We start from the raw sequence: 25,661 nt of genomic DNA on the forward strand, positions 1-25,661 counted from the left end.
GACGTGTTGATCGGTGAGGTGGCGCGACGGTCCGGGGTCAGTGCCCGCATGCTCAGGCACTACGAGTCGCTCGGCCTCCTGCGTCCTTCGGGCCGTACGGGCTCCGGATATCGGGAGTACTCCGGCGAGGACATCCGGCGGATCTTCCACATCGAGAGCCTGAGGTCGCTGGGACTGTCGCTGCGTGAGATCGGACGCGCGCTCGACGATCCCGGCTTCACGCCCTCGGCGCTCGTCGACGACCTCATCCGTCAGACGCGTGAACGCATCGCCGCCGAGACGGAGTTGCTCACACGGCTCCGCCGGATCGATGCCGTGGAACCCGTCGGCTGGGAGGACGTCCTCCAGGTCGTCGCGGTCCTCCAGGCGCTGGGATCGAACAGCGCTGCCGCGCGCCAGCGTGCGGCCCTCTCCTCGGCCGACGCGGTTCCGGTGCCGGTGGAGGCCCTGGTCGAGGCGGTACTCCGGGAGGCGGATCCGCACGTCGCCGGAGCCCTCCGGTGGGCGCTGGCACGATCGAGCGACGGCGCCGCCAACGGCAACGGCGATAGCGGCGATAGCGGCGACGGCAACGGCAACGGCGGCAGCTACAGCGGCACGGCCCTGCTGGCGGAGGGGCTCGGCTCACCGGTGGCCGCGGTGCGGGAACGCGCTGTTCAGGCCCTCGCCGAGATGCCCGGTGATGAAGCCGGCGCCCGGCTGCGGGAGGCCCTCGCGCACCCCGACGCCGTGGTCCGCGGCCATGCGGCCCTGGCCCTCGGGACGCGTGGAGACGTCGACGCGGTCCCGACGCTCGTCGACATGATCGTGGAGGGGCGGAACGACGTCGACGCGGCCGACGCACTGAGCGCGTCGGCGAGCGACGCGGCGACGGCGGACCGGATCGCCGCCAGGCTCGTCGACCGCCTCGCCCACGACACCACCGAAGCACCGGCCCGCGGACGACTGACCCAGGCGCTGGCGGCCGTCCCGGGGGCGACGGCCTCACGTGCCCTCGTGGAGCTCTCGCACGACGGGGACCGTGCCGTCGCGCTGACCGCGACGTACCTTCTTCGGCTGCGCGACACCGGCTGACGGATCCCTCCCGGGGCCTGGGGGCCGCCGTACGCGCTTACCGGCGGGCCGACGCCGACGGCCCCCGCGGAGACAAGCGGGCCCCGGCGACGGAGCCTCGGTCAGCCGGCGTCCGTCAGCCGACCTCCGTCGATCAGCCTCAGTCGATCGACCTCCGTCTGTCGGCGTGCGTCAGTCAGTCGGCGTCCGGCGTCCGGCGTGCGCCGCGTCGTCTCTCGGTCAGCTCTCGGCGCGGGTGGGCAGCCGCCATCCCGGGCGCGGGAAGTGGCAGGTGTAGCCGTCCGGGTAACGCTGCAGGTAGTCCTGGTGCTCCGGCTCGGCCTCCCAGAAGGGCCCCACCGGCTCCACCTCGGTGACGACCTTGCCCGGCCACAGACCGGAGGCGTCCACGTCCGCGATCGTGTCCTCGGCGATCCGCTTCTGCTCGTCATCCACGTAGTAGATCGCCGAGCGGTAGCTGAGGCCGATGTCGTTGCCCTGTCGGTCCTTCGTGCTCGGGTCGTGGATCTGGAAGAAGAACTCCAGGAGCGCGCGGTAGTCGGTCTTCGCGGGGTCGAAAAGGATCTCGATGGCCTCCGCGTGCGTGCCGTGGTTGCGGTACGTCGCGTTCGGCACGTCGCCCCCGGTGTATCCCACCCGGGTCGCCGTCACGCCCGGGAGTCGGCGGATCAGCTCCTCCATCCCCCAGAAGCATCCGCCCGCCAGTACGGCCCTCTGCGTCTGCGCAGCCATGTACGACCCTCCAGTTTCTGTCAGCTCGGTCACTCGGGCCGCTCGGCTCGCACACCACCGGCATCCTCTGCCCACCCTCCTCAACGCACGAGGGTTCCAGGCGATTCCGACGCCGCCGCAGAAGGCACCGCTGATCGACTCGACCCGGCTCCACTCCGGTCCGGTCCGGTGATCAGCGCCCCGCGGTCTCACGTTCGAAAAGAACAGCAACCACAGGCTCCCCGCCCTACGATCCATCCCATGCTGATTCGTCGGACATTACGGATGATCACTGTGCTCGCCGTGACTCTCGCCGGTGCGGTCGGGGGTGGTGTGGGGACAGTCCAGGCCGAGGAGAACGGGGCGCCGTCGCACGATCGGCAGTTGCTGTTCTACAACCACTCCTACGGCGTTCTCGACCGGGAGACCGCGGACGCCATCGAACACTCCGACTACCTGCGCGACTTCGCCAACTTCCAGGTCCGCACCACGACCGGTACCGGCGGACAGACCTGGACCGGCCGCTATCTGATGGGCCGCGAGACCTACCTCGAACTGTTCGGAGTCGGTGACCTCGCCGGCCCGGACGGCACTCTCGGCTCCGCCGGCCTCGGTCTCTCGACCGAGCGTGCGGGAGACCTGGCGACGGTCACCGAGCGGCTGAAGAACGAGGGCGTCGCCGACCCCGTCGAGTTCCTCCAGACGCGCGACTTCGGCGACGGCGTGCCCGTGCCGTGGTTCGACGCCATCCTCACCACCACCGAGTACGACGCCTTCGGCGCCTGGGCGATGGAGTACCGGCCGGAGTACTTCGCCGACCCGCGCGGCAAAACCGAGCCGGCGAGCTTCCCCGGTGACGTGGGCCGCGAGCGCTACCTCTCCGACGACTACCGCACCCACCTGATGCGTGACGTCACCTCCCTCCGCCTCGCGGTGACCGAGGGCGACCTCGCCGACACCGTGCCACTGCTGCGGGCCGGAGGCTTCGCCGTCCGCACCGTGGGGAACGGCAGCGTCGTCGCGGAGCGCGACGGCACCACGATCCGGTTCGACGCCGTCCCTCGCGACCAGGCGGGCCTGCAACGGATCGAGCTCTCCCTCAACCGGCCCGTGAAGGACCGGCACGTGGAACGGATCGGCACCTCGAAGCTCGTCGTCGGCCCGGGCAGCCGCGCCGTGTGGACGTTCGCCGAGAACGGCACCCCGTAGTAGCCAGTGGGGCATGCCCTCCAGGGGGCGCGCCCCGCCACTGAGCAGTCGGGCCCCGCCGCACACCTTGCGGCGGGGCCCGTTCTGCGAATGCCGTCGAGGGACCTTCACAGGTCTCCCGAAGGTCCGCCTCGTTGGGCTTGCCAGAGGGCGCGCAGTGCGGCGACCGCTCGTTGCGCTGCCTCGCGGGGCTCGGGACGCGGTGCGAGGGTCCTTGGGCCGGCCAGGTCCCGATCACCGAGTGACCGGGCGGGGACGGCGGTCCAGTCGGCTCGGTCCACCACGGCGACGTGTCCGTTCTCGTGCGCCGCTTCGTCCCGCCAGTCGTCCGGCGGTGCCATGAGGACACGCAGCGACCGTTCGTCGAGCCACTCCAGTCCCAGAACCTGACGGCCGAACTCGTTCTCGATGAGAGAGGCGACCGCCCCTGTCTTCAGGTGCAGAAGGAGGAGCTCCCCCTCGAAGAAGTAGCCGCCGTCGTAGCTACCGGTGCCTATCGCGAGCAGCGGACGCCGGGGATGGAAGGCCAGTGCGTGCACGGGGAAGCGTGAGCGGATGAGCGCGCGGCGGACGAAGGAACGGCTGTTGTAGGCCGCGACCGGCGTGGCTCTGTCGTGTGTCTCCGTTCCTGCCACGGCCAGGAGGCCGCGCTGTTCGTCGTGGACGACCAGGAGCGGGTCTCCGACTCCGAGGAAGGCCCAGCCGTCGGGGGGATGTTCGTCGGAGGCCGCCATGCCGTGATCCTCTCAACTGCCCGGTCCCGCGCGGTAGTCGCCTGGAGGGAGACCATGAACAGGTGCCGAAGCAGATCAAGAGGGTGGCTCCGGTCGTTCCCGCGCCCGCGCCCTGGCGGCCTGTCTTCGAGTCCGCGTACGGAGTCCTTGCCGGTGGGCTACTCGGGATCGGTTTCGCGTCGCATCCCGACACCGACCCCCCTCGACGCAGGCCCCGGTCCGGGGCTAGAGCCGGACGGAGATCTCCACGGCGACGTCGTCACCTGCCGAGATGCCCTGTCGCTTGCGTACGGCGGCCTTGAGCGGCAGCAGGTAGCGGCCGTCCTTGGGGAAGAGCGACGTCTCGAAGACGACTTCGCCGATCCGTGCCTCCACCGGGATCACCCCCCAGCCGTACGAAGCCATCGCGGCCACCTCCCGGATGTCGGCGGACTCCTCGTCCGGCACAGGGACGAAGTAGTACGGCGACGGCCCGCGCCACTCGACCACCCGGCCCGCGAAGGCTAGCTCCACCGTGTCAGTCCCCTTTTCGCGAGTACGGCCGAGTCCCGCTCGGTGTACATGCCGTGCCGCCACTCCTCGTTGTGAGCGACCAGTAGGCACTCGCAGAGAGGGAAAGACATCCCCCCTTCGCCGGCCCGGTCGGCTGGCTGGCCTGCCGCGACCGACCCACCTGCCCACCGGCCTGCCGGTGCCGCTCACGGTGGCCAGGCTAGAGCCGGAGTGGAGTACTGCCCACCGGATCAGGCGGTGACGGCGATCACGCCGACCACGGCCGCGCGGCCCGGCCGCGCCAGGAACCGCTGATCCACCCGCGCCCACAGCAGGGCGGGGCCCCTGAACTCGTCCAGAGGGCCCCGCCGTTGCTGCTTACCGCTCGACCACCCAACCGCTCAGTGCGTCACTTGGCGGGCTTGTAGAAGGTGTACGTCGCGGAGTACGGGACGCTGACCTGGTCGGTGCCGGTGCAGGCGGTCGTGGGGGCCACGCCGCCGCGGGTGTTGAGGCGCTGGATGTAGGAGACGTCGGCGAAGGTCCCGGTGCCGCGGGTGGCGGTGGACTTCAGGAGGAGTTCGGGGATGGTGCCGGTCTTGGGGGACGTGGCGACGGCGGCGGCGTTGACGGCGCTGCCGTCCACCGTCGACACCCAGACGGGGCCGCGGGAGTGCAGGGCGACGGTGCGGTGGGAGCGGTCGTTCTTCGCCCAGAGGGCGGCGGCGGGCTCCAGCAGCTTCCAGGCGCCGTCGGTGCAGGTGTAGGTCTGGACGCCCTCGGCGGAGAAGACGCCGGTGAGTCTGTTGCCGGCGGGGACCTTCAGCGCGGCGGGAACGTCGACGCCGGTGCGGGCCTGCTGCGGGGTCGCGGCCTGACCGGCCGTCGCGCTCAGGAGCGTGCCGGCGGCCACGGCGGCGAGGGCCGTGGTGGTGAGGACGAGACGTTTGGCGAGCTTCATCAGGTGGGTCTCCAGAACGTTTTCTGAACGAGTTCGCGGGCGTGGACGCGGACGCCGTGCGTGTCCCGGTGCCGGAACAGCGTGGTCCGCGCAGCCTGCGAGGCCCGGTGAACGGTCATGAGCACTCGACCCTGCGCTGCGCGCGGCTGCGCCCCGTTCTTCAGCCACGAGGGGTCCAGATCACCGAGGGTCGTTCCCGCCATATCGGGGTACGGCTCACGGGTAGGGAGTATCGCCTCCGGGGCCCGGTTCGACGAGGGACTACGGGGCAGACGATCGGGCACGCCGCCTCACACCGGGCACCGGGCGCGGGACACCGGATCAACTCACGCTGCCATAAGGCCTGGTGAGGATCTCCAGGTTGTGGCCGTTCGGGTCGTCGAAGTAGGTGCCCCGGCCGCCGTCGTTGTGGTTGATCTCGCCGGCGCGGCGGTGGAAGGGGTCCGCCCAGTACGTCAGGCCGGCGTCCCGGACGCGGGTGAAGATGGTGTCGAAGTCGGTCTCGGAGACGAGGAAGGCGTAGTGCTGCGGCGTGATCGGGCCGGGGGTGTCCAGGTAGTCGAGGGTCACGCCGTTCGGGATCTCCACGGGGAGGAAGGGGCCGTAGGGCGGGCCCACCTCCAGGCCGAGGATGTCGGCGAGGAACCGGGCCGAGGTGTGCTTGTCGTGGGCGGCGACGATGGTGTGGTTCAGGTGGACGGTCATCCTGTGGGCCTCCTGACGCGCCGGGAGGGCCGGTCTCCGCACGAGGCGCCCCCTCCTCCGGCCTCCGTACCGACCATACTCCGACACCCTTTAAAGTAAGGCTTGCCTTAGTTTCTGAAGTGTTCTGATCGTCGGAGTCGTCGTGCGCGCAGCTGTAGCAGTGAGGGCCGTCCTGGCCGCAACCCTGGCCGGAGGGCTGCTCGTCGGCTGCTCGTCGTCGGACGGCGGTGCCGGGGGCGGGGACGCCGAGCAGGCGGCCGGGGCGCGGAATCCGGTGATGGGCGCCTCGGAGGGGGCCACGGAGGGGCCGTCCGCCGCGCCCAGCGCGCTCGCCGACGGCATGGGTGCCGACACGGACACGGACGGAACCTTTCCCCGGACGGTCACCCACTTCCAGGGGAAGACCGCCCTCAAGACCGCACCGAAGAAGATCGCCGTACTCAGCACGGGTCAGCTCGACGACCTGCTGTCGCTCGGCATCGTGCCGACGGCGACGACCCGCGCCGACAACGCCGGGCTCGTCCCCGACTACCTGGCCGACGCCTTCCCCAAGGACAAGGCGAAGCTCGCCGCGATGACCGACGCGGGCACCCGGCAGGCCCCCAACCTGGAGTCCCTCGCCACCGCCCAGCCCGATCTGATCCTCGCCAACGACTCGCTCGGCGACCTCTACCCCAAGCTGTCGAAGATCGCGCCCACCGTGATCACCGCCGGCAACGGCATCAACTGGAAGCGCGACCTGCTCCTCGTCGGCGACGCCGTCGGCAAGGGCGAGGCGGCCCAGGCCCTCCTCGACGACATCGTCGACGGCGCCGAGGAGAAGGGGAAGGCCGTCGAAGGCGACCCGACCGTCTCCATGGTCAGGTTCACCCCCGACCGCACCCGCATGTTCGGCGTCTCCTCCTTCACCGGGTCCGTCGCCGTCGACATGGGACTGTCGCGGCCCAAGTCGCAGCGTTTCAAGGCGATTTCCGAGGACATCGGCCCGGAGAGCGTCGACACCGCCGACGGCGACTGGATCTTCTACTCCGTCCAGGGCGACGCGTCCGACACCGACGCGGAGAGCGTGCTGGCCGGACCCCTGTGGAAGTCGCTGAAGGCCGTCGAGGCCGGGCAGGCCGTGAAGGTCGACGACGACCCCTGGTACCTCAACGCCGGCCCCACCGCCGCACGGCTGGTGATACGGCAGCTCGCCGGGCACCTCGGCAAGTGAGCCCGAAACGCCTCGCCTGGCCGGCGGCCGTCCTCGCGGTGGCCGCCGTCGGCATGCTCAGCCTCGCCGTCGGCACCCGCGCGGTGCCGCTGTCGGCCGTGTTCGACGCCCTGCTGCACGGCGGGGGTTCACGGGACGCCCTCGTCGTACGGTCGCTGCGGCTGCCGCGTACCGAGGTCGGACTGACGGCGGGTGCCGCGCTCGGCGTCGCGGGCGCCGCGCTCCAGGCCGTCACCCGCAACCCGCTCGCCGACCCCGGCATCCTCGGGCTCAGCCAGGGCGCCGCGGCCGGGGTCGTCCTCGCGATCGGCTTCGGGCTGGCGAACGGCTTCGGCGGATACGTCTGGTACGCCTTCGCCGGTGCCGTCGTCGCCGCCTGTCTGGTGTACGCCATCGCCGCGCGGGGACGGGAGGGGGCCTCGCCGGTGAAGCTGGCGCTGGCGGGGACGGCGTTCTCCGCGATGACCGCCGGTGCCACGACCGTCGTCCTCACCTCCAGCTCCGCCACCCTCGACCAGTTCCGGTTCTGGCAGGTGGGCGCGCTCAGCGGACGGGACGCGGACACCGTCGTCCGCATGCTGCCGTTCCTGGCGGCCGGGGCGCTGCTGGTGCTGGCCTGCGCGCGCGGCCTGGACGCGCTGGCCCTCGGCGACGAGACGGCACGGGCGCTGGGCCATCGGGTGGGGCTGATACGGGGATCCGCGGCACTCGGCGCGACCCTGCTGACGGCCGCCGCGGTCGCCGCCGCCGGTCCGATCGCCTTCGTGGGACTGGCCGTGCCGCATCTGGCACGACGGCTGGTGTCCGGGGGACATCGCACGCTGCTGCCCCTGTCCGCACTGCTGGGCGCGGCGCTGCTGCTGGGCGCGGATGTGGCGGGGCGGGTGGTGCGCGCGCCCGCGGAGGTGCCGGCCGGGGTGATGACGGCGCTGGTCGGGGTGCCGGTGCTGGTGGTCCTGGTGCGTCGGAAGGGGGCCGTCGCGTGAAGCGCACCCGGCACCGGTGCCGGCTGGTCGGTCGCGCGCCCCGGCGTTGCGGGGTGCCGCCCTTCTCCGGGTCGGGAGCCGCCCCGCTTGCCCGCGGGCTGACGGTCTTCCGGCCCGCCCCCCGCGTCTCCCTCCTCCTCCACCGCCGCTCGGTCGGCGCCGCCGTGATCCTCCTCGTCCTCCTCTCCGCCGTCATGCTCGCCTCGGCCTGCCTGGGGCAGACCTACGTCTCCCCCGTCACGGTCTGGCACACCCTGCGCACCGGAGCGGGGCCTTACGACCTGGTCGTCGGGGAGTTGCGGGTGCCGCGGATCGTGCTGGGCGCGCTGGTGGGGGCCGCGCTCGGGGTGTCCGGGGCGCTGGTGCAGAGCGTGACCCGGAATCCGCTCGCCAGTCCGGATGTGATCGGCGTCGGGCACGGGGCCGCCGCCGCGACGGTGCTGGCGCTGGCCACCGGGACCGTCGCGTCGCCCGGCGCGCTGCCCGCCGTGTCCGTGGCCGGCGGGCTCGCCGCGGCGGCGCTGGTCTACGTACTGGCGTGGCGGCACGGCATGCAGCCGAGCCGGTTCGTGCTGACCGGCGTCGGGATCGGTGTGGCGCTGTCCGCGATCGTGCAGCTGTATCTCACCGACAGTGAGCTGGAGGCCGCGGAGCAGGTCAAGCTGTGGCTGACCGGCAGTCTCAACGGGCGGGGCTGGGAGCAGGCGGGGCCGCTGGCCGTCGTCCTCGTCCTGGCGCTGCCCGCGCTGGTGTGGGCGAGCCGGGCGCTGCGGCCGCTCGGGCTGGATCCGGACACGGCGGCGGCGCTGGGTGTACGGGTGGACCGGGCCCGGCTCGGTCTCACCGTGCTGGGGGTCGTCCTCGCCGCCACGGCGACGGGCGCCGCGGGCCCCATCGGGTTCGTCGCCCTGACCGCTCCCCAGCTGGCCCGCCGTATCACCCGTACGCCCCAACTGCCGTTGATCTGCTCGGCGTTGATCGGTGCGCTCGTCCTGGTCGCCGCCGACCTCGCGGCCCGCACACTGCTGCCCCCGCTGGAGGTCCCGGTGGGCGCGCTCACGTCCCTGGTCGGCGGACCGTATCTGCTGTGGCTGCTGGGCCGTCGGACGACGACCCGCTGACAGGCGTACGACAAGACACATCCGGCCAGCGGCGGACGGCAGACCACAGGACGCGCATGCCACCAGGCGCAAGGCGGCGCGGCATACGACAGGGCCCCGGCGGACGACCCCGCCGGGGCCCTGTCCGCGGAACGATCAGATCGTCGCCGTGTCGATCACGAACCGGTACCGGACGTCACTCGCCAGCACCCGCTCGTACGCCTCGTTGATCTCGGAGGCGGAGATCAGCTCGATCTCGGCGCCGAGGTTGTGCTCGGCGCAGAAGTCCAGCATCTCCTGGGTCTCCTGGATGCCGCCGATGCCGGAGCCCGCGAGGGTCTTGCGGCCCATGATCAGCGTGAAGAGGTTGAGCGCGATGGGCTCCTCGGGGGCGCCCACGTTGACCAGCGCGCCGTCCGTGCGCAGCAGGGAGAGGAACGCGCCGAAGTCCAGCGAGGCGGAGACCGTGGAGATGATCAGGTCGAAGCTGCCCGCCAGCTCCTTGAAGGTGTTCTCGTCGCTGGTGGCGTAGTAGTGGTCGGCGCCCAGCTTCAGGCCGTCCTCCTGCTTGCGCAGGGACTGCGAGAGGACCGTGACCTCGGCGCCGAGGGCGTGTGCGATCTTGACGGCCATGTGGCCGAGGCCGCCCATGCCGAGGACGGCGACCTTCTTGCCGGGGCCGGCGTTCCAGTGCTTGAGCGGGGAGTACGTGGTGATGCCGGCGCAGAGCAGGGGTGCGGCGACGTCCAGCGACAGGCCGTCGGGGACGCGGACGACGTAGTTCTCGTCGACGACGATCTTCTCGGCGTAGCCGCCGTAGGTGGGCTCGCCGTCCTTGTCGAGGGCGTTGTACGTGCCGACCATGCCGCCGCCCGTGCAGTACTGCTCCAGGCCGGCTCGGCAGTTCTCGCACTCGCGGCAGGAGTCGACCATGCAGCCGACGCCCACGCGGTCGCCGACCTGGTACTTGGTGACCCCGGGGCCGACCTCGGAGACGATGCCCGCGATCTCGTGGCCCGGGACCATCGGGAAGATCGCCTCGCCCCAGCCCTCGCGGACCTGGTGGATGTCCGAGTGACAGATGCCGGCGAACTTGATGTCGATCAGCACATCGAACTCGCGGACCGCGCGGCGTTCGATGGTGGTGCGCTCCAGGGGGGCCTTGGCGGCGGGAGCGGCGTACGCAGCAACAGTGGTCATGCCGAGGGTTCTCCTAGCAGTGGCGTCGTGCCCGGCTGCCTTCCGGCCGGGCACGATCTCCAGAGTGCCCCACGGGACGGGATTCACCCAGGCCACGGCTTTGCGTACGTCCGCTGTTCCTACCACTGGCGGGGTCAGGCTGGTGTGCGTACGACCGGGAATCCGACCGTGAATACTGGACGTATGGACGACAATCCCGAATCCGCACCGGACCACGCCCCGGCGGGCGGCGGGTCCCTGGACCGGCGTGCCGAGCTCAGCGAGTTCCTGCGCACCCGGCGGGCCCGGCTGAAGCCGGAGGACGTCGGGCTGCCGGACTTCGGGCGGCACCGCCGGGTGCCGGGGCTGCGCCGGGAGGAGCTGTCGCAGCTGGCCGGGGTGTCCGTGGCGTACTACACCCGACTGGAGCAGGGCAACGGGCGCAACGTGTCGGCGGAGGTCCTCGACGCCATCGCCCGCGCGCTCCGGCTGACCGACGCCGAGCACGCCCACCTCACGCATCTGGCGAAGCCCAAGCAGCACAAGAAGAAGCAGACCGCGCGCACCCAGCAGGTGCGGGGCGCGCTGCGGCAGCTGCTGGACACGATGGACGGCGTTCCCGCGTACGTCATCGGCCGGCGCTCCGACGTCCTGGTCTGGAACCGGATGGCCGCGGCCGTCTTCGGCGACTGGGAGCAGCTGCCGCCGCAGGAGCGGAACTGGGCGCGGATGACGTTCCTGAAGCCGGAGTACCGCGAGCTGTTCGTCGAGTGGGAGCAGAAGGCGACGGACATCGTCAGCTATCTGCGGATGGACGCGGGCTGCCACCCGGACGACCCGCGGCTCTCCGCCCTGGTGGGCGAACTCTCCGTGAAGAGCGAGGAGTTCAGGCTGCTGTGGGCCACCCATGACGTCAAGGAGAAGAACCACGGCGTCAAGCGGCTGCACCACCCGCTCGTCGGCGGCCTGGAACTCTCCTTCGAGTCGTTCCGTCTGATCGACGACCAGGAACAGACCCTGATCACCTACCACGCCGAACCGGGCTCGCCGTCCGCCGACGCCCTGCGTCTGCTGGCCAGTTGGGGCACGGACGCGACCCGGGCGGGCAGCGACTCGACGACGCACCGGGGCTGACCCGGCGTTCGGCGGCCGTGCGTGGGGGGCCCGCCGCCTATTCGCGGACGCCCAGGTCCTCCCGCATCGCCTGCCGCAGCGCGCTCAGCCGGGGCTCGGCCGCCTTGAGGTCCAGCAGCGCCTGCTGGGCGCTCTCACCCTCCCGGGCCCGGCCCCGGTCGAGCCGCTTGGCGACGGAGTCGATGTCCGCGAGCACCTCGTTGACGGCCCGCGATGCCTCCAGGATCCGCTTCGGCACCACCATCTGTGCCTCGGCGTACCGGTCGCGGTAGTCGCGGCGGGCCTCCTCCAGCCGCCCGCGCTCCTGGTCGCCGTAGACGTCGTCGCGCAGCCGGTGCAGGGCGTCCTTGAGCAGCGTGTGGAACTGCCGGGAGGCCCGGTTCATCGCCGTGTACGCGTCCCGCAACTCCTCGAACGTCCTTCGGCGCTCGGCGAGTTCGGTCTCCTCGGCGCGCTGCCGGGTGCTGAGCCGGTGGCTGAGGACCGGCGCGAAGAGGGTCCCGAGGACGCCGACGACGGCGGTGATCGTGGTGGCGAGGGCGTCGGTCATGAGGGGGATGTTATGCAACGAACGACGTCGGCTCCCCCTCGGCACCGACGCCGACTCCCCTCAGCACTGCGGGAGTTGGGACTTCCAGGTGCCCGGGCCGCCGGTGTCGAGGTACCAGTCGTTGACATAGCCCCAGGAGCTTCCCGTGGAGACCCGCATCCAGTAGCGGTAGCCGTGGCCGTCCGCGTCCGGGTCGCCGGTGGTCCAGCACTCCGTCTCCAGCCACTGCCCGTTGCCGTAGCGGGCCACGGCCCCCGCTCCGTAGTTCGGTGCCGTGCGCATGACCAGGGCCGAGCCCGCGTCGATGCCGATGACCTGGGCGCAGCGGGCCGGGTCGCCCGGACCGGCGCCGGGGCAGGGGCGTGGGGCGGCCTGGGCCGGTGCGGCCGCGAGCAGCCCGGCGCCGGCGGTGAGCAGCGCCGTGGCCGCCCCCGCGGCGGCCACGGATCCGAGCCGGGACCGGAACAGTCGTGACGTCATCAGTGCCTTCTTTCGGTTGCCGAGGGTCACGACCCTGGCAGCGAACCGGCCTCGGCACATCCTGTGATGTGTCAGGGTGCCGCGCGCACGAAGGTGGCGCGGTCAGCCCTGGTACGGCGGTGCCGCCCCCCACGTCCACTTCGGCACCGGCTGCTCCGCCGGTGTTCTGGCGTCCGGGCCGGAGAAGTGCACGGCGAGCCGGGTGCCCCACTCCACGTAGGCGAGGAACGCCGAGCGGAACTCGGCGTCGGTGGGCAGGTCCGCCTCGTCCGCCGCGTCCTGGATCAGGTTCACCCAGCGGCGGCGCTGCGGCTCGGTGATCCCCCGCCCCATGTGTTTGGCGACCATGTGGCCGTGTCCGCCCTGGGTGTCGGAGTAGCCGGGCGGGCCGCCGAAGACCTCGGCGAGCCAGAGGGCCACGTGCTCGGCGTGGTCGGGGTCCAGCCCCGCGAAGACGGGGGCGAGCAACTCGTCCGCGAGGACCTTCTCGTAGAACACCGTCGTCAGCCGGGCGAAGGCCTCCGCGCCGCCCGCCCACGCGTAGAGCGTCGGCACGGCCGTCCCCGTGCCCCGGACGGTGGTCGGCTTGTAGTGCCGCATCTCCTCTATGTGCGCGATGAACGGCCGGATCTCGGCGAGGAAGTCGGGGAACCGCTCCGACTTCCGGAAGCCTTCGAGGTGGGCCTCGGTCGAGGTCCAGATGATGCGGAGGACGTAGTGCTCGAAGTCCTCCTCGCAGCGGTCCAGTTCGAAGGCGACGCACTCCGGTGCCGCGGCCAGCAGGGCGGCGGCCTTGGTGTAGGCGGAGAGGAATTCCGCCGACTGCTCCTCGGGGATGCGGTACCGGACGTATTCGACGGTCTCAGCGGTCATGCGCCCACACAAACACGAGAGGCCTGCCGGAAGCTGCGCCTCCGGCAGGCCTTTCGCTCAACGCTCAACGCATCCGGGGTCTACTTCCCGTAGTACGCGTTGTAGATCGAGATCGTCGACTTGTTTCCCTTCTTGTCGGCGATCTTCGCGTGGAAGGAGATGGCCTTCCCCTTCGCCGGGTTCTTCACGCTGATCTTGCCGTCCTTGACGGTGACCTTCTTCCAGGTCTGGCCGTAGTCGTACGACACGTACGTGGCGAGCGACTTCAGGTTGGAGCCCTTGGCCGCGCCCTCGACGATCACCGGGATCTTGACCGTCTTGCCGGCCTCGACCTTGCTGTCCAGACCCGTGGTCGCCGCGAAGCGGACGGTGGAGGCGGGCAGCTTGGTGAAGTCGGCGGTCTTCTTGGACTTGAACGTCCAGCTCGCGTCGATGCGGGTGGAGGCCGCCGCGACCTTGACGCTGCGCTTGACCGAAGTGGTCAGCTTGTACTCGGCGTTCGCCGACGGGACCTTGAACTCCTTCTCGCCGAACAGCGGGTCGTCGTGGGTGCCGACCTTGGTGCCGTTGCGGTAGAGGGTCGTGGTGACCGAGGTGAAGTTCGAGGAACCGGGGTTGGCCTGGCCGTCGGCGAACAGCGGGACAAAGCCGCTGATGCTGTTGCCGTCACGGTAGAGACCGAAGGACGCGTTCAGGTGCGGGCCGAAGACCGCCTTGTTGAAGGTCTTCGAGTAGCTCTTGCCGGCCTTGAAGGTCTGCAAGCCGCTGAGGACGTAGTACGCCTCGCTGATCGGGAAGCCGTCCGGGTCGGTGCCGGCCTGCTGATCGAAGGACATGTCCCACTGGACGCCGTTCGCGGTGGACAGGTACAGGGTGCGGGTGCCGGGCAGGGTCTGCTGGATGCCGATCGAGGTGGCGGAGAAGGCGCCGGGAAGCCAGCCGGTCGCGCTGACCGCGCCCTTCTTGCCGCTCGCCGCGGCGCCCATGCCGACCTTCACCTTGGCCAGCTCGCTCGCCTTGTAGTGCTTGGTGTAACCGGTGGCGAGCTGCTTCACCTTGGAGCCGGCGATGGTGTCGTACTCCTGGTCGGCACCCTTGACCCAGTGGCCGTCCCACTGCTGGCTCACCGAGCCGTCGGTGATCTGCGGGCCGAGGTGCGCCGAGCGGAAGCCCTGGTACGAGTCCAGCCACCAGCCGAAGCCCCAGCCGCCGTCGGGAGTGTCGACCGAGAAGGACGGTGCCGCGAAGCGCGACTCGGTCCCCGTGGCCGGCACGGTGATGTCGACCGGCTTGGCCTTGCGGGCGTCCACCGTGAGCGTGGTGTTCTTGTTGACGTTCACCTTCGGCTGGGCGATCCAGTCGACGCCCTTGACGAAGTCCTCCGGGTCCACGAACACCGAGGAGTTGAAGATGTAGCCGCCCTTGGGCACGCGCACCGTGACGGTGCCGTCCTCCTCGTAGGGCGAGAACCGCTTGTCCGTGGCGAGGCCGGAGACACCGGTCAGGTCGGCGTTGTAGTACTTGGCCGGCTTGCCCTCACGGTCGAGGAACTTGAGCGTGACGTCGTGCGACTCGACCTCGCGCTGCACGGCCGCGGCCGTACGGACGCTCTGGCCGCCGCCGGTCGCGGTCACGTACGCGGAGTACGCGCCGTCGACGGTCCCGCCGAGCTTGGTGTTGACGGTCAGCGGGACGGACGCCTTGCCGCCCGCGGGGACCGTCACCGAGGTGGCGCCCAGCGTGAAGAAGCCCGCCGGGGCCGCCTGGCCCTTGGGGTTGGTGGCGGTCGACGTCAGCTTCAGCGTGACGTCGGTGGTGCCGAGGTTGCGGTAGGTGACCTGCTCGGTGGCCGGCTTGTCGTCGGTGTGCGGCCACTGCTGGACGCCGAAGCTGACCGACGACGGGTCGGCGATCACCGTCTGCTTGATGGCCTTGTCGACCTGGATACGGCCCGAACCCTGCTGGAACGGCGTGTACTTGCCGCCCTTGGTGGAGCCGGTGAGCGCGCCCTTCAGCTCGGCGAACTTCCAGTCCGGGTGCTGCTGCTTGAGGATCGCCGCCGCGCCCGCGACATGCGGGGTCGCCATCGACGTACCGGAGATGGTCATGTACCCGGCCGGGCTCTCGCCGACCTCGTCGGCGATGGCGTTGCCCGGGGCCGAGGCCGCGGTGATGTCCACGCCGGGGGCGGTCACGTCGGGCTTGAGGGCACCGTCGAGACCGGGGCCGCGGCTGGAGAAGGAGGCCAGGACGTCCTTGTCGTCGACCGCGCCGACGGTCAGGGCGGAGGCCGCGCTGCCCGGGGAGCCGATGGTCTGCTCGCCGGAGTCGCCGTCGTTGCCGGCCGCGATGGCGAAGAGGATGCCCTTCTCGGCGGACAGCTTGTTGACCGCCGCCTCCATCGGGTCGATCTCCGGGGTGTCCGAGCCGCCGAGGCTCAGGTTGACGACGTCGGCGCCCTCCGCGGCCGCCCACTCCATGCCGGCGAGGATGCCGGAGTCGTCGCCGAAGCCGTCGTCGTCGAGGACCTTGCCGTTGAGGAGCTTCGCACCCGGGGCGACACCCTTGAACTTGCCGCCGGACTTCGCGCCGCTGCCGGCCGCGATGGAGGCGACGTGGGTGCCGTGGCCGACCTTGTCGGTGAGGTCGGCGGCGGTGGAGAAGTTCTTCTCCGCGATCACCTGGCCCTTGAGGTCGGGATGGGTGCCGTCGACACCGGTGTCCAGGACGGCGATCTTGACGCCCTTGCCGTCGTAGCCGGCCGCCCACGCCTTGGGGGCGCCGATCTGCGGCACGGACTTGTCGAGGCTGGCCTTGCGGACGCCGTCCAGCCAGACGTGCGCGATACCGGAGGCCGTCTTGTCGCCGTTGGTGACCGCGTCCCACAGCTCGGGCGCGTCCTGCTTGGGCGTCTGGATCGCGTCCGCGTTCAGCGAGGCCAGGCTGCGGCGCAGCTTGCCCGAGTCACGGACGTCCGCCTTGGTGGCGGCCGAGGCGCCCTTGTAGCCGACGATCACCTTCAGTCCGTGCTTCTGGGACGAGCGGGTGGCGGCCTTGTTGAGCTCGGTGATGTCGAACAGCCGCTGGTCGAGCTTGCCGGTGGCGACCAGACGGGCCACGTCGGCCGGCACCACGAAGGTGTGTCCGTCCCCCTTGCGGAGCTGGACGGGTATGTGTTCGCGGCCCTTGGCCGGTTCCAGGCCCACGACGCGTCCCTTGGCGTCGACGACGACCCGGTCACCGGTGATCAGGGTGATGCGGTGCTTGGCCGTGAGTCCGGCCTTCGCGGCGCTCGTGACGCTCGCGGCCTGTTCCACGTCGGCGGATGCCGGGCTGGTCATGCCCGCCGCCAGTGCCACGGCGGCCGCTGCGGCGACGGTGGCCGCGCATGCCCTTTTCACTTGTCTGCGCAAGTTTCCCCCTTGCAGAAGAACCGGGCGAATCCCCGTTCACCCGGCCGGGGGCGGTCTCGCACACTTGCGCGTGCACCCCCCGGTCTCCGCAGTATGCCGGGGGGTGATCAGGCGCCTCAAGGGACAGATGCCTCACAGTGGGGTCTGTTACACGATCGCCGGGTGAGCGAAAGCACTCGGCCGATCAAATTGCGCCTGCACCCCTGAACGCGCCTCAACACGCCTGCCACGAACGGCCTTTGGGGCCGCTACGAGGCGGTGTTCGCCGTGTTCTCCTTCACCGAGTTCTCCTTCACCGTGATCCTGCCCTTGCGGATCGTCGCCACCCGAGGGGCCTTCTTCGCGATGGCGGAGTCGTGGGTGACCATGATGAAGGTGAGCCCGAGCTCCTTCCACATCGTCTCCAGTACGTCCATGATCTCGTTGCGCATCGACTCGTCGAGGTTGCCGGTGGGTTCGTCGGCCAGCAGCACCTTCGGCTGCTTGACGAGCGCACGGGCGATGGCGACGCGCTGCTGCTGGCCGCCGGACATCTCACCGGGGAGGTGTCCCAGCCGCTCGCCGAGCCCGACCGAGCGCAGTGCCTCGGCGGCCCGCTCGCGCCGCTCCTTCCCCTTCACCCCGAGCGGGACGAGGGCGGTCTCGACGTTCTCCTGGGCGGTGAGCGTCGGGATGAGGTTGAAACTCTGGAACACGAAGCCGATGTTCTCGCTGCGGACCGTGGTCAGCCTGGCCTCGGACAGCTTGGCCAAGTCGGTGCCGTCGAGGACGATTTCGCCTGCCGTGGGCCTGTCCAGGGCGCCGAGCATCTGGAGCAGGGTGGACTTGCCACCGCCGGTGGGGCCCTGGATGACCAGGCGGTCGCCGTCGGCGATGGTGAGATCCACGCCGGCGAGCGCGTCGACGGTGTCCTTGCCTCGGGTGTAGCGCTTGGTGACGCCTTTGAGTTCGTACATGGGTGACAACAACTCCTGGGGTGGCTGAGGGGATCGGGGCGGGTGCTACTCGACTCGGCGCAACGCGTCCGCCGGGCGCAGCCGGGACGCCCGCCAGCCGCCGAAGCCGCCCGCGATCAGACCGCCGGCCACGGCCAGCACCACCGCGACGGCCACCGTGGTGAGGCTCACCGGGGCCGTCAGGGCGACCTCCATCGTCTGCGAGGCGGTCTGGCGTCCGGGGCCGCCGCCGAAGCCGCCCCCGCCACCGGGGCCGCCGCCCGCGCCGCCCCCACCTCCGGTGCTGCCCAACTGCGCCTGGAGCGTCGGGCTGATCGCCGTCACGACGTAGGCGCCCGCGAGGCCGAGGGCGATTCCCAGCGCGCCGCCCAGCAGGCCGTTGACCATCGCCTCGCCGACGACCTGCCGGGTCACCCGGCCCGACTTCCAGCCCAGCGCCTTCAGCGTGCCGAACTCGCGCACCCGGCGGGAGACCGCCGAGGAGGTCAGCAGACCGGCGACCAGGAACGCGGCGACGAGCACCGCGATCGACAGCCACTTGCCGACGCTGGTGGCGAGGGAGGAGGCGGTGGAGAGGGAGCCGGAGACGGTGTCCGCGAGGTCGGCGGAGGTCGTCACCGTCGTACCCGAGATGTTCTTCTGGATCGTCGACTTGACGCTGTCGATCTGCTGGGAGTCGGCCGCCTGGACGTAGATCGTGGTGACCTTGTTCTTCGAGTCGCTCAGGGTCTGGGCCTGCTGGAGCGGGATGTAGACGTTGGCCGCCGCGTCCCCGCTGTCGGCCGTGGCGACGCCGATCACCTGGTACTTGACGCTCTTGACGGTGACCGTGCCGCCGGTCTTGAGCTTCTTCTCCTTGGCGTACGCCGAGTCGAGGACGGCCACCTTGGCGTCGGTCTCCGTGGACGTGAACGTACGGCCGCTGGTGATCTTCGAGGAGGTCAGCGGGCCGAGGGCCGGCTTGGTGACGTCGGTGCCGTAGACGGAGTAGTTGTTGACGTCGAAGTTGGCGCCGCCGCCCCGCACTTCGCCCTGCGGCCGGCCGCTGCCGCCGCCGCCGGCGCCGGGGGTGCCGCCCTGCTGGTTGCCTCCCTGGCCGTTCTGCTGGAACTGGCCGCGGGTGAACTCGCCGCTGACCTTGATGACCTGGAGGCTGAGACCGCCGACCGCGTCAAAGACCCCGGTCTGCCGGCCGACCTTGGTGACGGTCGCGGTGGAGAGGGTCTGGAAGCCCTGCACCATCACACGGTCGCTGCTCTGCTCGTCACCGGAGTCGTTGTCCTGCGCGTCGAACTGGAAGCGTGGGCGTTCGGAGGAGCCGGTCTGCGGCTGGGCCGCCTTGGTGACCGTCATGTCCGTGCCGAGCCCGTAGAGGGACTGGAGGACCTTGTCCTGGGCCTTGCCCATGCCGGAGGACACGGAGTTGACCACGATGACCAGCGCGATACCCAGCGCGAGCCCGGAGGCGACGACCAGGGCCGCCTTTCTGCGGCGGCGCAGCTCGCGCCTCAGGTAGGTGAAGAACATGGCCGCAAGGTAGGTACGGCTCGTGATGACTGGATAAGGCCGACATAAGAGAATGATGAGAAGGCTGTGGGGGGCCCCGGAAACACCGATGCCGCCCCTGAGGGCGGCATCGGAAAACTGTGGACTCCGGGTCGATCGGGGTGGGTCAGACCGCCGAACCGGCCTTCCAGTCGGCCCAGTCGAGGTTCCAGCCGTTGAGGCCGTTGTCCGGGGCGACCGTCTTGTCGCCGGTGTTCTGGACGACCACGACGTCACCGAGGATCGAGTGGTTGTACACCCACGCGGCGGGCGTGTTCGGGTCGTTGGCGCCCTTGGTGTCCGACAGGCCCACACAGCCGTGGCTGGTGTTCACGCTGCCGAAGATGGACTTGGCACCCCAGTAGTTGCCGTGCATGAAGGTGCCGGAGTTGGTGAGCCGGACGGCGTGCGGCACGTCCTTGATGTCGTACTCGCCCTTGCCGTCGTCGTCGGTGAAGCCCACGGTCGCGCCGTTCATGCGCGTCTCCTTGAACTTCTCGGACATCACCATGATGCCTTCGTACGTCTTGTTGTCCGGCGAACCGGCGGAGATCGGGATGGTCTTGACCGTCTTGCCGTCCTGCGTGACCTTCATCTGCTTGGTCTTGGCGTCGACGTAGGAGACCTGGTTGCGGCCGATCTTGAAGGTGACCGTCTTCTGCTGGACGCCGAAGACACCGGAGGCGCCCTCGACACCGTCGAGCGCCAGCTTCAGCGTGACCGTGGAGTTCTCCTGCCAGTACTCGTCGGGCCGGCAGTCCATACGGTTGGCGTTGAACCAGTGGCAGACGACTTCCTGACCGCTGGTGCTGGTGACGGTGACGCCCTTCTGGACGGCCGCCTTGTCGGTGATCGCCTTGTCGAAGTTGATCGACACGGGCATCCCGACACCGACGGTGGTGCCGTCGTCCGGCGTGTAGGTGCCGATGAAGCTGTTGGTCGGGGAGACCGTGGTGAAGGAGGCGTTCTCGTGGGCGACGCGGCCGTCGCCGTCCTTCGCCTCCGCCGCCACCTTGTAGGTGGTGGACCGCTCCAGCTGGGCGCTGGGCTTCCAGGTGGTCTTGTCCGCGGATATCGCGCCACTGACCGCGGTGCCGTCCGCGGTGGTCATCTCCACGTCCGTGAGCGTGCCCTTGCTCACGGTGACGGCTGCGGAGTTGTTGATGGAGGCGTTGTCCGAGCCGTCCTTGGGTGTGATCTTGATCTGGGCCTCGGAGGTCTTCTTGGCCGCAGCCTCGTCGACCTTCGACTGTGAGCTGTCGCCACCGCCGTCGCTCCCTGAGGCGTTGTCGTCGCCCCCGGAACACGCCGAGAGCACCAGCACACCGCCGAGCAGTGCGGACGCGACCGTCAGGCCCCTGCGCCGCCTACTGTTGGTCATCACACGCTTCTCCATCGTTGCCGAATCCCCAGAACCCCGAGAGTCCCCGTCAAGAACTTTCAACGCTACGACCGGTTCGTCCCGTTCCACATTCTCCGAAGGTGTGGGGCACACCACGTTCGCCGAAGCGGGTGGTGCGGGTGTCGGTCCGTGCGCCCCTTGAGACGACGAAACCCCGGACGGCGGTTGCCGCCCGGGGTCACGATTTCCCCAAGAGCGTCAGCCGACCCGCTCGTCCTCGTGGTCGCCCTCGACCCCGGTCCCGCCGCCGTACTCGCCTTCGTCGTCGACATCATCCTCGTCGAGGACCCAGTCCGGCGAATCGGGGTCGTGCTCGATCTCCTCGCTGGACCAGGTGGCCTGGGCGAGTTCGACCCCCGGGATCTCGCTGACCAGGTCGAACGGGTCGACGAGGTAGGCGAGGGCCTCCGCGGTGTCCTCCGTCACAGTGCTCTCGGCCTGCACCCTTTCCTCGGCCGGCATGTCGGTGTCGTCCACGATCCGTGCCAACGCGGCCCCGGTGACGGCCGCGGCGTCGTCGATCTCAAGGACCAGCTCGACGCGAATCCGCACAAAACGTGATGTCTCTGGTGTGCTCATGTCCGGAGCGTACGACCCATGCCTCCCGTGACTTTCCCGTGACCCGCGCCTTTCACTAACATCGCCCCACACGGCCAATTCGCCAGCGCCACAAGGGGATCGATATTCCGTGTCATCCGCTCGCCGTCCGTTGCTGACCGCCACCGCCGCGGGGACCCTTCTGGGCGCCCTGTGGTTCGTCCCCTCCGCGAACGCGACAGGGGACCAGCCGACGAGATCGGAGCTCTCCTCGACTCCGACGTCGCAGGTCACGACCCAGGCACGGGTCACGTCCACCGGCTCGGACAGCACGTCCGAGGTGGGCGCCCCACTCGCCGAGGAGACCCGGCTCGCCGACACCGGCAGCTTCGACACCACGCCGTACATCGCCGGCGGGACCCTCTGCCTGGCCCTGGGCGCCGGGTTCGTCGTCTACTCGGTACGACGGGAACGCCTGGGTTTTTAAACGCGCTTGACGTTCTCTTCAGGAAACCTTCATAGTCCGCCCATGACGAGAACAACAAGCGCGCGGACGAGCGCCACGGTTGCCGTGACGGTTCTTTCGCTAGCCCTCATAACGGGCTGCTCCAAGGACGAGGCGGCCGACCCCAAGAGCTCCGCGAGTTCCTCGGACGCCGCCGACTCCGGCTCCGCGAACACGAACGCGAAGACGTACACCGCGGCCGAGCTGGAGAAGCTGCTGCTGGCGACGGCCGACGTCAAGGGCTACAAGGTCACCTCCGGCGACGACACCCTGCCGAAGTCCAAGAGTGTGCTGAAGAAGATCGACAAGGCCGAGTGCGAGCCCGTCGCCTACGCCATGGCCGCGCTGCCGCCGGGCGAGACGGACGCGACCGCGAGCAACTCCGTCACCGAGGACGCCCCCACGGACGCCGCCTCCTCGGGCGACTTCGCCGAGGCCTTCAACCTCACCGCGACCTATGTGGGCCTCTCCTCGTACGAAGGGGACGGCGCGGCGAAGGCCTTCAAGGCCGTCTCCGACGGCGTCACGGCCTGCTCCGGCGGCTTCGGCTTCACCGCCGACGGCACCGCCACGAAGATCAGCAAGATCACCACCGAGAAGGCATCCGGCGCCGGTGACGAGTCCGTGGCGTTCGCCGTGGACTCCGGCGCGGACGGCGAGTCCGGCACCTTCCACACCGAGGTGGTGCGGTACGGCAACACCGTCGCCTCGTTCTACTCGGTGAACTTCTCCGCGCTCACGACCGGCAAGGCGTACGACGTCCCGGCCGCCGTGATCGACGCGCAGGGCGCCAAGCTCAAGTAGTCCACCCAGGGCCCCATCGGTCGGTCGACCGATGGGGCCGCGAGGCGGTGTCCGTATGCGGCTCAGCGCAACGGGCCGGTGACCGTCTCCGCCGCCGTGACCAGGTGCCCGGCACGCACGAAGGCGTCGGCGGCGGCGAGGTCGGGCGCGAGGAAACGATCCGGCCCCGGCCCCTGAACCCCGGCGGCCCGTACGGCGTCGATGACCGCCCGGGACGCCGGCCCCGGGGTCAGCCCGGCGCGCAGCTCGACCGCGCGGCTGGCGGCGTACAGCTCGATGGCGACGACCCGGGTGAGGTTGTCGACGGCGGTGCGCAGCTTGCGGGCGGCCGACCAGCCCATGGAGACGTGGTCCTCCTGCATCGCGGAGGACGGGATCGAGTCCGCGGACGCCGGTACGGCCAGCCGCTTCAACTCGCTGACCAGCGCGGCCTGCGTGTACTGGGCGATCATCAGCCCGGAGTCGACACCCGGGTCGTCGGCGAGGAACGGCGGCAGCCCGTGGCTGCGGTTCTTGTCGAGCAGCCGGTCGGTGCGGCGCTCGGCGATGGAGGCCAGGTCGGCGGCGGCGATGGCCAGGAAGTCGAGGACGTAGGCGACCGGGGCGCCGTGGAAGTTGCCGTTGGACTCGACGCGGCCGTCGGGCAGCACCACGGGATTGTCGACGGCGGAGGCCAGTTCCCGCTCGGCGACCAGCCGGGCGTGCGCGATCGTGTCCCGCCCGGCTCCGGCGACCTGCGGGGCACAGCGCACGGAGTAGGCGTCCTGGACGCGGGGCGCGTCGTCCTGGTGGTGCCCGGTGAGCTCCGAACCCTTCAGCACGGCCAGCATGTTGGCGGCGCTGGCGGCCTGCCCGGGGTGCGGGCGGATGGCGTGCAGTTCGGGGGCGAGGACCCTGTCGGTGCCGAGCAGGCCCTCCAGGGAGAGGGCCGCGGTGATGTCGGCGGACTTGTAGAGGGTGTCCAGGTCGGCGAGGGCCATGACCAGCATGCCGAGCATGCCGTCGGTCCCGTTGAGGAGGGCGAGCCCCTCCTTCTCGCGCAGTTCGACGGGCGCGATACCGGCCTCGCCGAGCAGCTCACCAGCAGGCCTCACGACGCCGTCGGGCCCTTCCGCGTCCCCCTCCCCCATCAGCGTCAGGGCGCAGTGGGACAGCGGGGCGAGGTCGCCGGAGCAGCCGAGGGAGCCGTACTCGTGGACGACCGGTGTGATCCCGGCGTTGAGCACATCGGCCATGGTCTGCGCGATCTCGGGGCGGACGCCCGTGTGTCCCGAGCAGACCGTCTTCAGGCGCAGGAACATCAGGGCCCGTACGACCTCCCGCTCGACCCTCGGCCCCATGCCGGCGGCGTGCGAGCGGACGATGTTGCGCTGCAACTGGGCCCGCAGTTCCTGGCTGATGTGCCGGGTCGCCAGGGCGCCGAAGCCGGTGCTCACGCCGTAGACGGGGTCGGGCTTGGCCGCCAGCGCGTCCACGATGCCGCGGGCGGCGGCGAGGGCCGCGACCGCCTCCTGGGAGAGTTCGATCCGGGCGCCGCCGCGCGCCACGGCGAGGACGTCGGACGCGGTGACCCCGGACGTCCCCACCACCACAGTGTGCATATCCATATTCAGGAGCGTACGCAGTGAATTCGAGGATGTCACCAGTGGGGGCGGGGTTTGCCCCTTACCGATAGGTCACATCCCGGCCGGCGCGCGCCTCAGCCGCGGCCACGGAAGCGGCGGCGCTCGGCGCTCGGCGTCTCGACGGAGGGCTCGTCGGCCAGGCGTACGACGGGATCGTCCGGACCCTCGCGCCCGGCGACGACCGGCCGGGTGGCCCGTTCGGCCTTGGCCCGGTACTGGGCGGCGTCGGCGAGCCGGAAGAGCCGGCGGGCGGAGCGCACCGACCCGATGGGGTCCTCGGTGGAGGCGACCCCGCAGGCGACGCCCTCCCCCAGCTCCAACTCGGCGGCCCGGCGGCAGAGTTCGTCGGCCACCTTGACGACGTCGTCCGCGGGCGGCCCGACCGCGAGGAGACAGAACTCGTCCCCGCCCAGGCGGGCGGCGAGCGCGCCGGGCAGCATCGCACCGCACACCGACAGCACCGAGCCGAACCGTTCCAGGAGCCGGTCGCCGATGGCGTGACCGCGGGTGTCGTTGACCCGCTTGAGCCCGTTCAGATCACAGACGACGAGGCTGACGACCGCCCCCTCCCTGCGGTGCCGCTCGACCGCCTCGTCCAGGCGGGCGTCCACGGCCCGGCGGTTGGCGAGGCCGGTCAGCGCGTCCGTGAACGCCAGCCGCCGCACCTCCTCCAGACGCTCGGTCTGAGCGATGCCCGCGGCCACCACAGAGGCCAGAACGGTGGCGAAATCGGCGTCCTCGCGACCGAAGACGGGGGCGCCGACGGGCCGGGCGACATACAGCTCGCCCCAGGCCCGGCCGTGCAGCACGATCGGTGCGACCACGCAGCAGCCGCGGCCCCTTCTGCGCAGGGCGGCGACGCGCTGATGGACGTAACCGGGCCGGCGCCCGGCGGCCGGGCCCGCCGCGGTCTCGACCCAGGCGTTGGGCTCGCCGCCCCCGGCCCAGCGTTCGTGCAGGAACTCGGCGATCTCGGCGAACTGGTGGACCGGGTAGGCCTCGTCGTCCGGGAACTCCTCCTCGCCCTCGGCCCGCTCGCCGACGTTCACGAGGACCCTGAGGCGGCCCAGGTCGCGCTCCCACATGGACAGCGCGGCGAAGCTCCCGCCGAGCGCGCGGTACGCCCCGCTCGCGGCGGCCCACCACACCTCCCGCGAGCTGTGCGCCGCGGCCATGCCCTGCGCCAACGCGACGATGCCCGCGAGCCGACTGTCCTCACCCATCACCCCAGGCTAGGGACGTTCAGGACGAACCGGTCACTTTCCACGCCACAGGGGTGACCACCCCAGCCCCCGGACCTTTCCCCACCCCCCACCCGACGCGGTAGCCCAAGAGGCACCCACCCCTGGGGGCTCCGCCCCCAGACCCCGAACCTTTACCCCATTACCTTTTTGGTAGCCCCGCAATGGGGCGCCCGGCCTTCGGAGTTGGCATGACTTTCTCCCCCTGTCGATCGCATGTCTTGGGGGGTGG

General features: G+C 70.6%; 24 protein-coding genes. 8 read left to right on the top strand and 16 right to left on the bottom strand.

Translation table 11 applies throughout. The annotated features are described in order from the left end of the window. Window positions 1–3: 3 nt before the first annotated feature. The gene (locus ACZ5VD_RS22720) at window positions 4–1,074 is read left to right on the top strand and encodes a MerR family transcriptional regulator (RefSeq protein WP_468683062.1); all 1,071 of its coding nucleotides are present in this window, start codon (window positions 4–6) and stop codon (window positions 1,072–1,074) included. A gap of 219 nt (window positions 1,075–1,293) precedes the next feature. Here the strand turns inward: ACZ5VD_RS22720 and msrA are convergent, their stop codons facing one another. After that, window positions 1,294–1,806, bottom strand: coding sequence for a peptide-methionine (S)-S-oxide reductase MsrA (gene msrA / locus ACZ5VD_RS22725; protein ID WP_468547397.1), 513 nt, complete (start codon window positions 1,804–1,806; stop codon window positions 1,294–1,296). 264 nt (window positions 1,807–2,070) lie between these two features. Here msrA and ACZ5VD_RS22730 point away from each other — a divergent pair, with 264 nt between their 5' ends. After that, on the top strand, window positions 2,071–2,994 hold the full coding sequence (locus ACZ5VD_RS22730) for a DUF5829 family protein (RefSeq protein ID WP_468683090.1): 924 nt from the start codon (window positions 2,071–2,073) through the stop codon (window positions 2,992–2,994). Window positions 2,995–3,101: 107 nt separating this feature from the next. Here ACZ5VD_RS22730 and ACZ5VD_RS22735 read toward each other — a convergent pair whose 3' ends face one another. The 4 genes from ACZ5VD_RS22735 to ACZ5VD_RS22750 form a co-directional block, all read right to left on the bottom strand. After that, window positions 3,102–3,728, bottom strand: a complete 627-nt coding sequence (locus ACZ5VD_RS22735) for a hypothetical protein (RefSeq protein WP_468683063.1) — start codon at window positions 3,726–3,728, stop codon at window positions 3,102–3,104. Between the two features lie 225 nt (window positions 3,729–3,953). Beyond that, window positions 3,954–4,241 carry a DUF1905 domain-containing protein gene (locus ACZ5VD_RS22740; RefSeq protein WP_468547399.1) on the bottom strand — a complete coding sequence of 96 codons (288 nt, stop codon included), beginning with the start codon at window positions 4,239–4,241 and terminating at the stop codon, window positions 3,954–3,956. A 388-nt stretch (window positions 4,242–4,629) separates the two neighbouring features. Next, entirely contained in the window at window positions 4,630–5,181 is a 552-nt protein-coding gene (locus tag ACZ5VD_RS22745) for a DUF3455 domain-containing protein (RefSeq protein ID WP_468683064.1), read from the bottom strand. Window positions 5,182–5,502: 321 nt separating this feature from the next. After that, window positions 5,503–5,886: a VOC family protein gene (locus ACZ5VD_RS22750; RefSeq protein WP_468683067.1), complete on the bottom strand. Its 384-nt coding sequence runs from the start codon at window positions 5,884–5,886 to the stop codon at window positions 5,503–5,505. A gap of 142 nt (window positions 5,887–6,028) precedes the next feature. On the opposite strand from ACZ5VD_RS22750, the gene ACZ5VD_RS22755 reads away from it, so the two are divergent. The 3 genes from ACZ5VD_RS22755 to ACZ5VD_RS22765 are packed head-to-tail and all read left to right on the top strand — an operon-like array spanning window position 6,029 to window position 9,206. Beyond that, entirely contained in the window at window positions 6,029–7,099 is a 1,071-nt protein-coding gene (locus ACZ5VD_RS22755) for an ABC transporter substrate-binding protein (protein ID WP_468683068.1), read from the top strand. Next, the gene (locus ACZ5VD_RS22760) at window positions 7,096–8,085 is read left to right on the top strand and encodes a FecCD family ABC transporter permease (RefSeq protein ID WP_468683069.1); all 990 of its coding nucleotides are present in this window, start codon (window positions 7,096–7,098) and stop codon (window positions 8,083–8,085) included. Before ACZ5VD_RS22755 ends, ACZ5VD_RS22760 begins: the two co-directional genes overlap by 4 nt. A gap of 53 nt (window positions 8,086–8,138) precedes the next feature. Beyond that, the gene (locus ACZ5VD_RS22765; protein WP_468683093.1) at window positions 8,139–9,206 is read left to right on the top strand and encodes a FecCD family ABC transporter permease; all 1,068 of its coding nucleotides are present in this window, start codon (window positions 8,139–8,141) and stop codon (window positions 9,204–9,206) included. Between the two features lie 135 nt (window positions 9,207–9,341). Here ACZ5VD_RS22765 and ACZ5VD_RS22770 read toward each other — a convergent pair whose 3' ends face one another. Then, window positions 9,342–10,385: an NAD(P)-dependent alcohol dehydrogenase gene (locus ACZ5VD_RS22770; RefSeq protein ID WP_468547404.1), complete on the bottom strand. Its 1,044-nt coding sequence runs from the start codon at window positions 10,383–10,385 to the stop codon at window positions 9,342–9,344. A 183-nt stretch (window positions 10,386–10,568) separates the two neighbouring features. On the opposite strand from ACZ5VD_RS22770, the gene ACZ5VD_RS22775 reads away from it, so the two are divergent. Next, a complete protein-coding gene (locus ACZ5VD_RS22775) occupies window positions 10,569–11,498 on the top strand; it encodes a helix-turn-helix domain-containing protein (RefSeq protein WP_468547405.1) in 930 nt (309 codons plus the stop codon). A 37-nt stretch (window positions 11,499–11,535) separates the two neighbouring features. On the opposite strand, the gene ACZ5VD_RS22780 is transcribed toward ACZ5VD_RS22775, so the two are convergent. From ACZ5VD_RS22780 to ACZ5VD_RS22815, 8 genes are all read right to left on the bottom strand, one after another. Continuing rightward, on the bottom strand, window positions 11,536–12,048 hold the full coding sequence (locus tag ACZ5VD_RS22780) for a hypothetical protein (RefSeq protein WP_468547406.1): 513 nt from the start codon (window positions 12,046–12,048) through the stop codon (window positions 11,536–11,538). Between the two features lie 60 nt (window positions 12,049–12,108). Further along, window positions 12,109–12,528 carry a hypothetical protein gene (locus tag ACZ5VD_RS22785; protein ID WP_468547407.1) on the bottom strand — a complete coding sequence of 140 codons (420 nt, stop codon included), beginning with the start codon at window positions 12,526–12,528 and terminating at the stop codon, window positions 12,109–12,111. A gap of 102 nt (window positions 12,529–12,630) precedes the next feature. Further along, window positions 12,631–13,401 carry a globin domain-containing protein gene (locus tag ACZ5VD_RS22790; protein WP_468547408.1) on the bottom strand — a complete coding sequence of 257 codons (771 nt, stop codon included), beginning with the start codon at window positions 13,399–13,401 and terminating at the stop codon, window positions 12,631–12,633. A gap of 80 nt (window positions 13,402–13,481) precedes the next feature. Then, complete coding sequence (locus ACZ5VD_RS22795) at window positions 13,482–16,802, bottom strand: S8 family peptidase (RefSeq protein WP_468547828.1); 3,321 nt, start codon at window positions 16,800–16,802, stop codon at window positions 13,482–13,484. A gap of 260 nt (window positions 16,803–17,062) precedes the next feature. After that, the gene (locus tag ACZ5VD_RS22800; RefSeq protein ID WP_468683071.1) at window positions 17,063–17,770 is read right to left on the bottom strand and encodes an ABC transporter ATP-binding protein; all 708 of its coding nucleotides are present in this window, start codon (window positions 17,768–17,770) and stop codon (window positions 17,063–17,065) included. A 45-nt stretch (window positions 17,771–17,815) separates the two neighbouring features. Then, a complete protein-coding gene (locus ACZ5VD_RS22805; RefSeq protein WP_468683073.1) occupies window positions 17,816–19,297 on the bottom strand; it encodes an ABC transporter permease in 1,482 nt (493 codons plus the stop codon). 145 nt (window positions 19,298–19,442) lie between these two features. After that, entirely contained in the window at window positions 19,443–20,696 is a 1,254-nt protein-coding gene (locus ACZ5VD_RS22810) for a L,D-transpeptidase (RefSeq protein WP_468547411.1), read from the bottom strand. A 219-nt stretch (window positions 20,697–20,915) separates the two neighbouring features. After that, window positions 20,916–21,296, bottom strand: coding sequence for a hypothetical protein (locus tag ACZ5VD_RS22815; RefSeq protein ID WP_468547412.1), 381 nt, complete (start codon window positions 21,294–21,296; stop codon window positions 20,916–20,918). A 109-nt stretch (window positions 21,297–21,405) separates the two neighbouring features. Here ACZ5VD_RS22815 and ACZ5VD_RS22820 point away from each other — a divergent pair, with 109 nt between their 5' ends. Together ACZ5VD_RS22820 and ACZ5VD_RS22825 are read left to right on the top strand one after the other, a co-directional pair. Next, the gene (locus ACZ5VD_RS22820; RefSeq protein ID WP_468547413.1) at window positions 21,406–21,741 is read left to right on the top strand and encodes an LAETG motif-containing sortase-dependent surface protein; all 336 of its coding nucleotides are present in this window, start codon (window positions 21,406–21,408) and stop codon (window positions 21,739–21,741) included. A 42-nt stretch (window positions 21,742–21,783) separates the two neighbouring features. Beyond that, on the top strand, window positions 21,784–22,563 hold the full coding sequence (locus ACZ5VD_RS22825; RefSeq protein WP_468547414.1) for a hypothetical protein: 780 nt from the start codon (window positions 21,784–21,786) through the stop codon (window positions 22,561–22,563). Window positions 22,564–22,625: 62 nt separating this feature from the next. Here the strand turns inward: ACZ5VD_RS22825 and hutH are convergent, their stop codons facing one another. Together hutH and ACZ5VD_RS22835 are read right to left on the bottom strand one after the other, a co-directional pair. Further along, window positions 22,626–24,164: a histidine ammonia-lyase gene (gene hutH / locus ACZ5VD_RS22830; protein WP_468547829.1), complete on the bottom strand. Its 1,539-nt coding sequence runs from the start codon at window positions 24,162–24,164 to the stop codon at window positions 22,626–22,628. A gap of 98 nt (window positions 24,165–24,262) precedes the next feature. Continuing rightward, window positions 24,263–25,411: a GGDEF domain-containing protein gene (locus ACZ5VD_RS22835; protein WP_468547415.1), complete on the bottom strand. Its 1,149-nt coding sequence runs from the start codon at window positions 25,409–25,411 to the stop codon at window positions 24,263–24,265. Window positions 25,412–25,661: the final 250 nt, after the last annotated feature.

The sequence above is a fragment of the Streptomyces sp. NPDC032822 genome, from assembly GCF_055578825.1.

Excerpts from the sequence above, each read along its gene's own strand:
- msrA (WP_468547397.1), bottom strand. The coding sequence starts at position 1,806 with ATGGCTGCGCAGACGCAGAGGGCCGTACTGGCGGGCGGATGCTTCTGG.
- ACZ5VD_RS22730 (WP_468683090.1), top strand. The coding sequence starts at position 2,071 with ATGATCACTGTGCTCGCCGTGACTCTCGCCGGTGCGGTCGGGGGTGGT.
- ACZ5VD_RS22735 (WP_468683063.1), bottom strand. The coding sequence starts at position 3,728 with ATGGCGGCCTCCGACGAACATCCCCCCGACGGCTGGGCCTTCCTCGGA.
- ACZ5VD_RS22745 (WP_468683064.1), bottom strand. The coding sequence starts at position 5,181 with ATGAAGCTCGCCAAACGTCTCGTCCTCACCACCACGGCCCTCGCCGCC.
- ACZ5VD_RS22750 (WP_468683067.1), bottom strand. The coding sequence starts at position 5,886 with ATGACCGTCCACCTGAACCACACCATCGTCGCCGCCCACGACAAGCAC.
- ACZ5VD_RS22770 (WP_468547404.1), bottom strand. The coding sequence starts at position 10,385 with ATGACCACTGTTGCTGCGTACGCCGCTCCCGCCGCCAAGGCCCCCCTG.
- ACZ5VD_RS22775 (WP_468547405.1), top strand. The coding sequence starts at position 10,569 with ATGGACGACAATCCCGAATCCGCACCGGACCACGCCCCGGCGGGCGGC.
- ACZ5VD_RS22780 (WP_468547406.1), bottom strand. The coding sequence starts at position 12,048 with ATGACCGACGCCCTCGCCACCACGATCACCGCCGTCGTCGGCGTCCTC.
- ACZ5VD_RS22785 (WP_468547407.1), bottom strand. The coding sequence starts at position 12,528 with ATGACGTCACGACTGTTCCGGTCCCGGCTCGGATCCGTGGCCGCCGCG.
- ACZ5VD_RS22790 (WP_468547408.1), bottom strand. The coding sequence starts at position 13,401 with ATGACCGCTGAGACCGTCGAATACGTCCGGTACCGCATCCCCGAGGAG.
- ACZ5VD_RS22800 (WP_468683071.1), bottom strand. The coding sequence starts at position 17,770 with ATGTACGAACTCAAAGGCGTCACCAAGCGCTACACCCGAGGCAAGGAC.
- ACZ5VD_RS22805 (WP_468683073.1), bottom strand. The coding sequence starts at position 19,297 with ATGTTCTTCACCTACCTGAGGCGCGAGCTGCGCCGCCGCAGAAAGGCG.
- ACZ5VD_RS22810 (WP_468547411.1), bottom strand. The coding sequence starts at position 20,696 with ATGACCAACAGTAGGCGGCGCAGGGGCCTGACGGTCGCGTCCGCACTG.
- ACZ5VD_RS22815 (WP_468547412.1), bottom strand. The coding sequence starts at position 21,296 with ATGAGCACACCAGAGACATCACGTTTTGTGCGGATTCGCGTCGAGCTG.
- ACZ5VD_RS22825 (WP_468547414.1), top strand. The coding sequence starts at position 21,784 with ATGACGAGAACAACAAGCGCGCGGACGAGCGCCACGGTTGCCGTGACG.
- hutH (WP_468547829.1), bottom strand. The coding sequence starts at position 24,164 with ATGCACACTGTGGTGGTGGGGACGTCCGGGGTCACCGCGTCCGACGTC.
- ACZ5VD_RS22835 (WP_468547415.1), bottom strand. The coding sequence starts at position 25,411 with ATGGGTGAGGACAGTCGGCTCGCGGGCATCGTCGCGTTGGCGCAGGGC.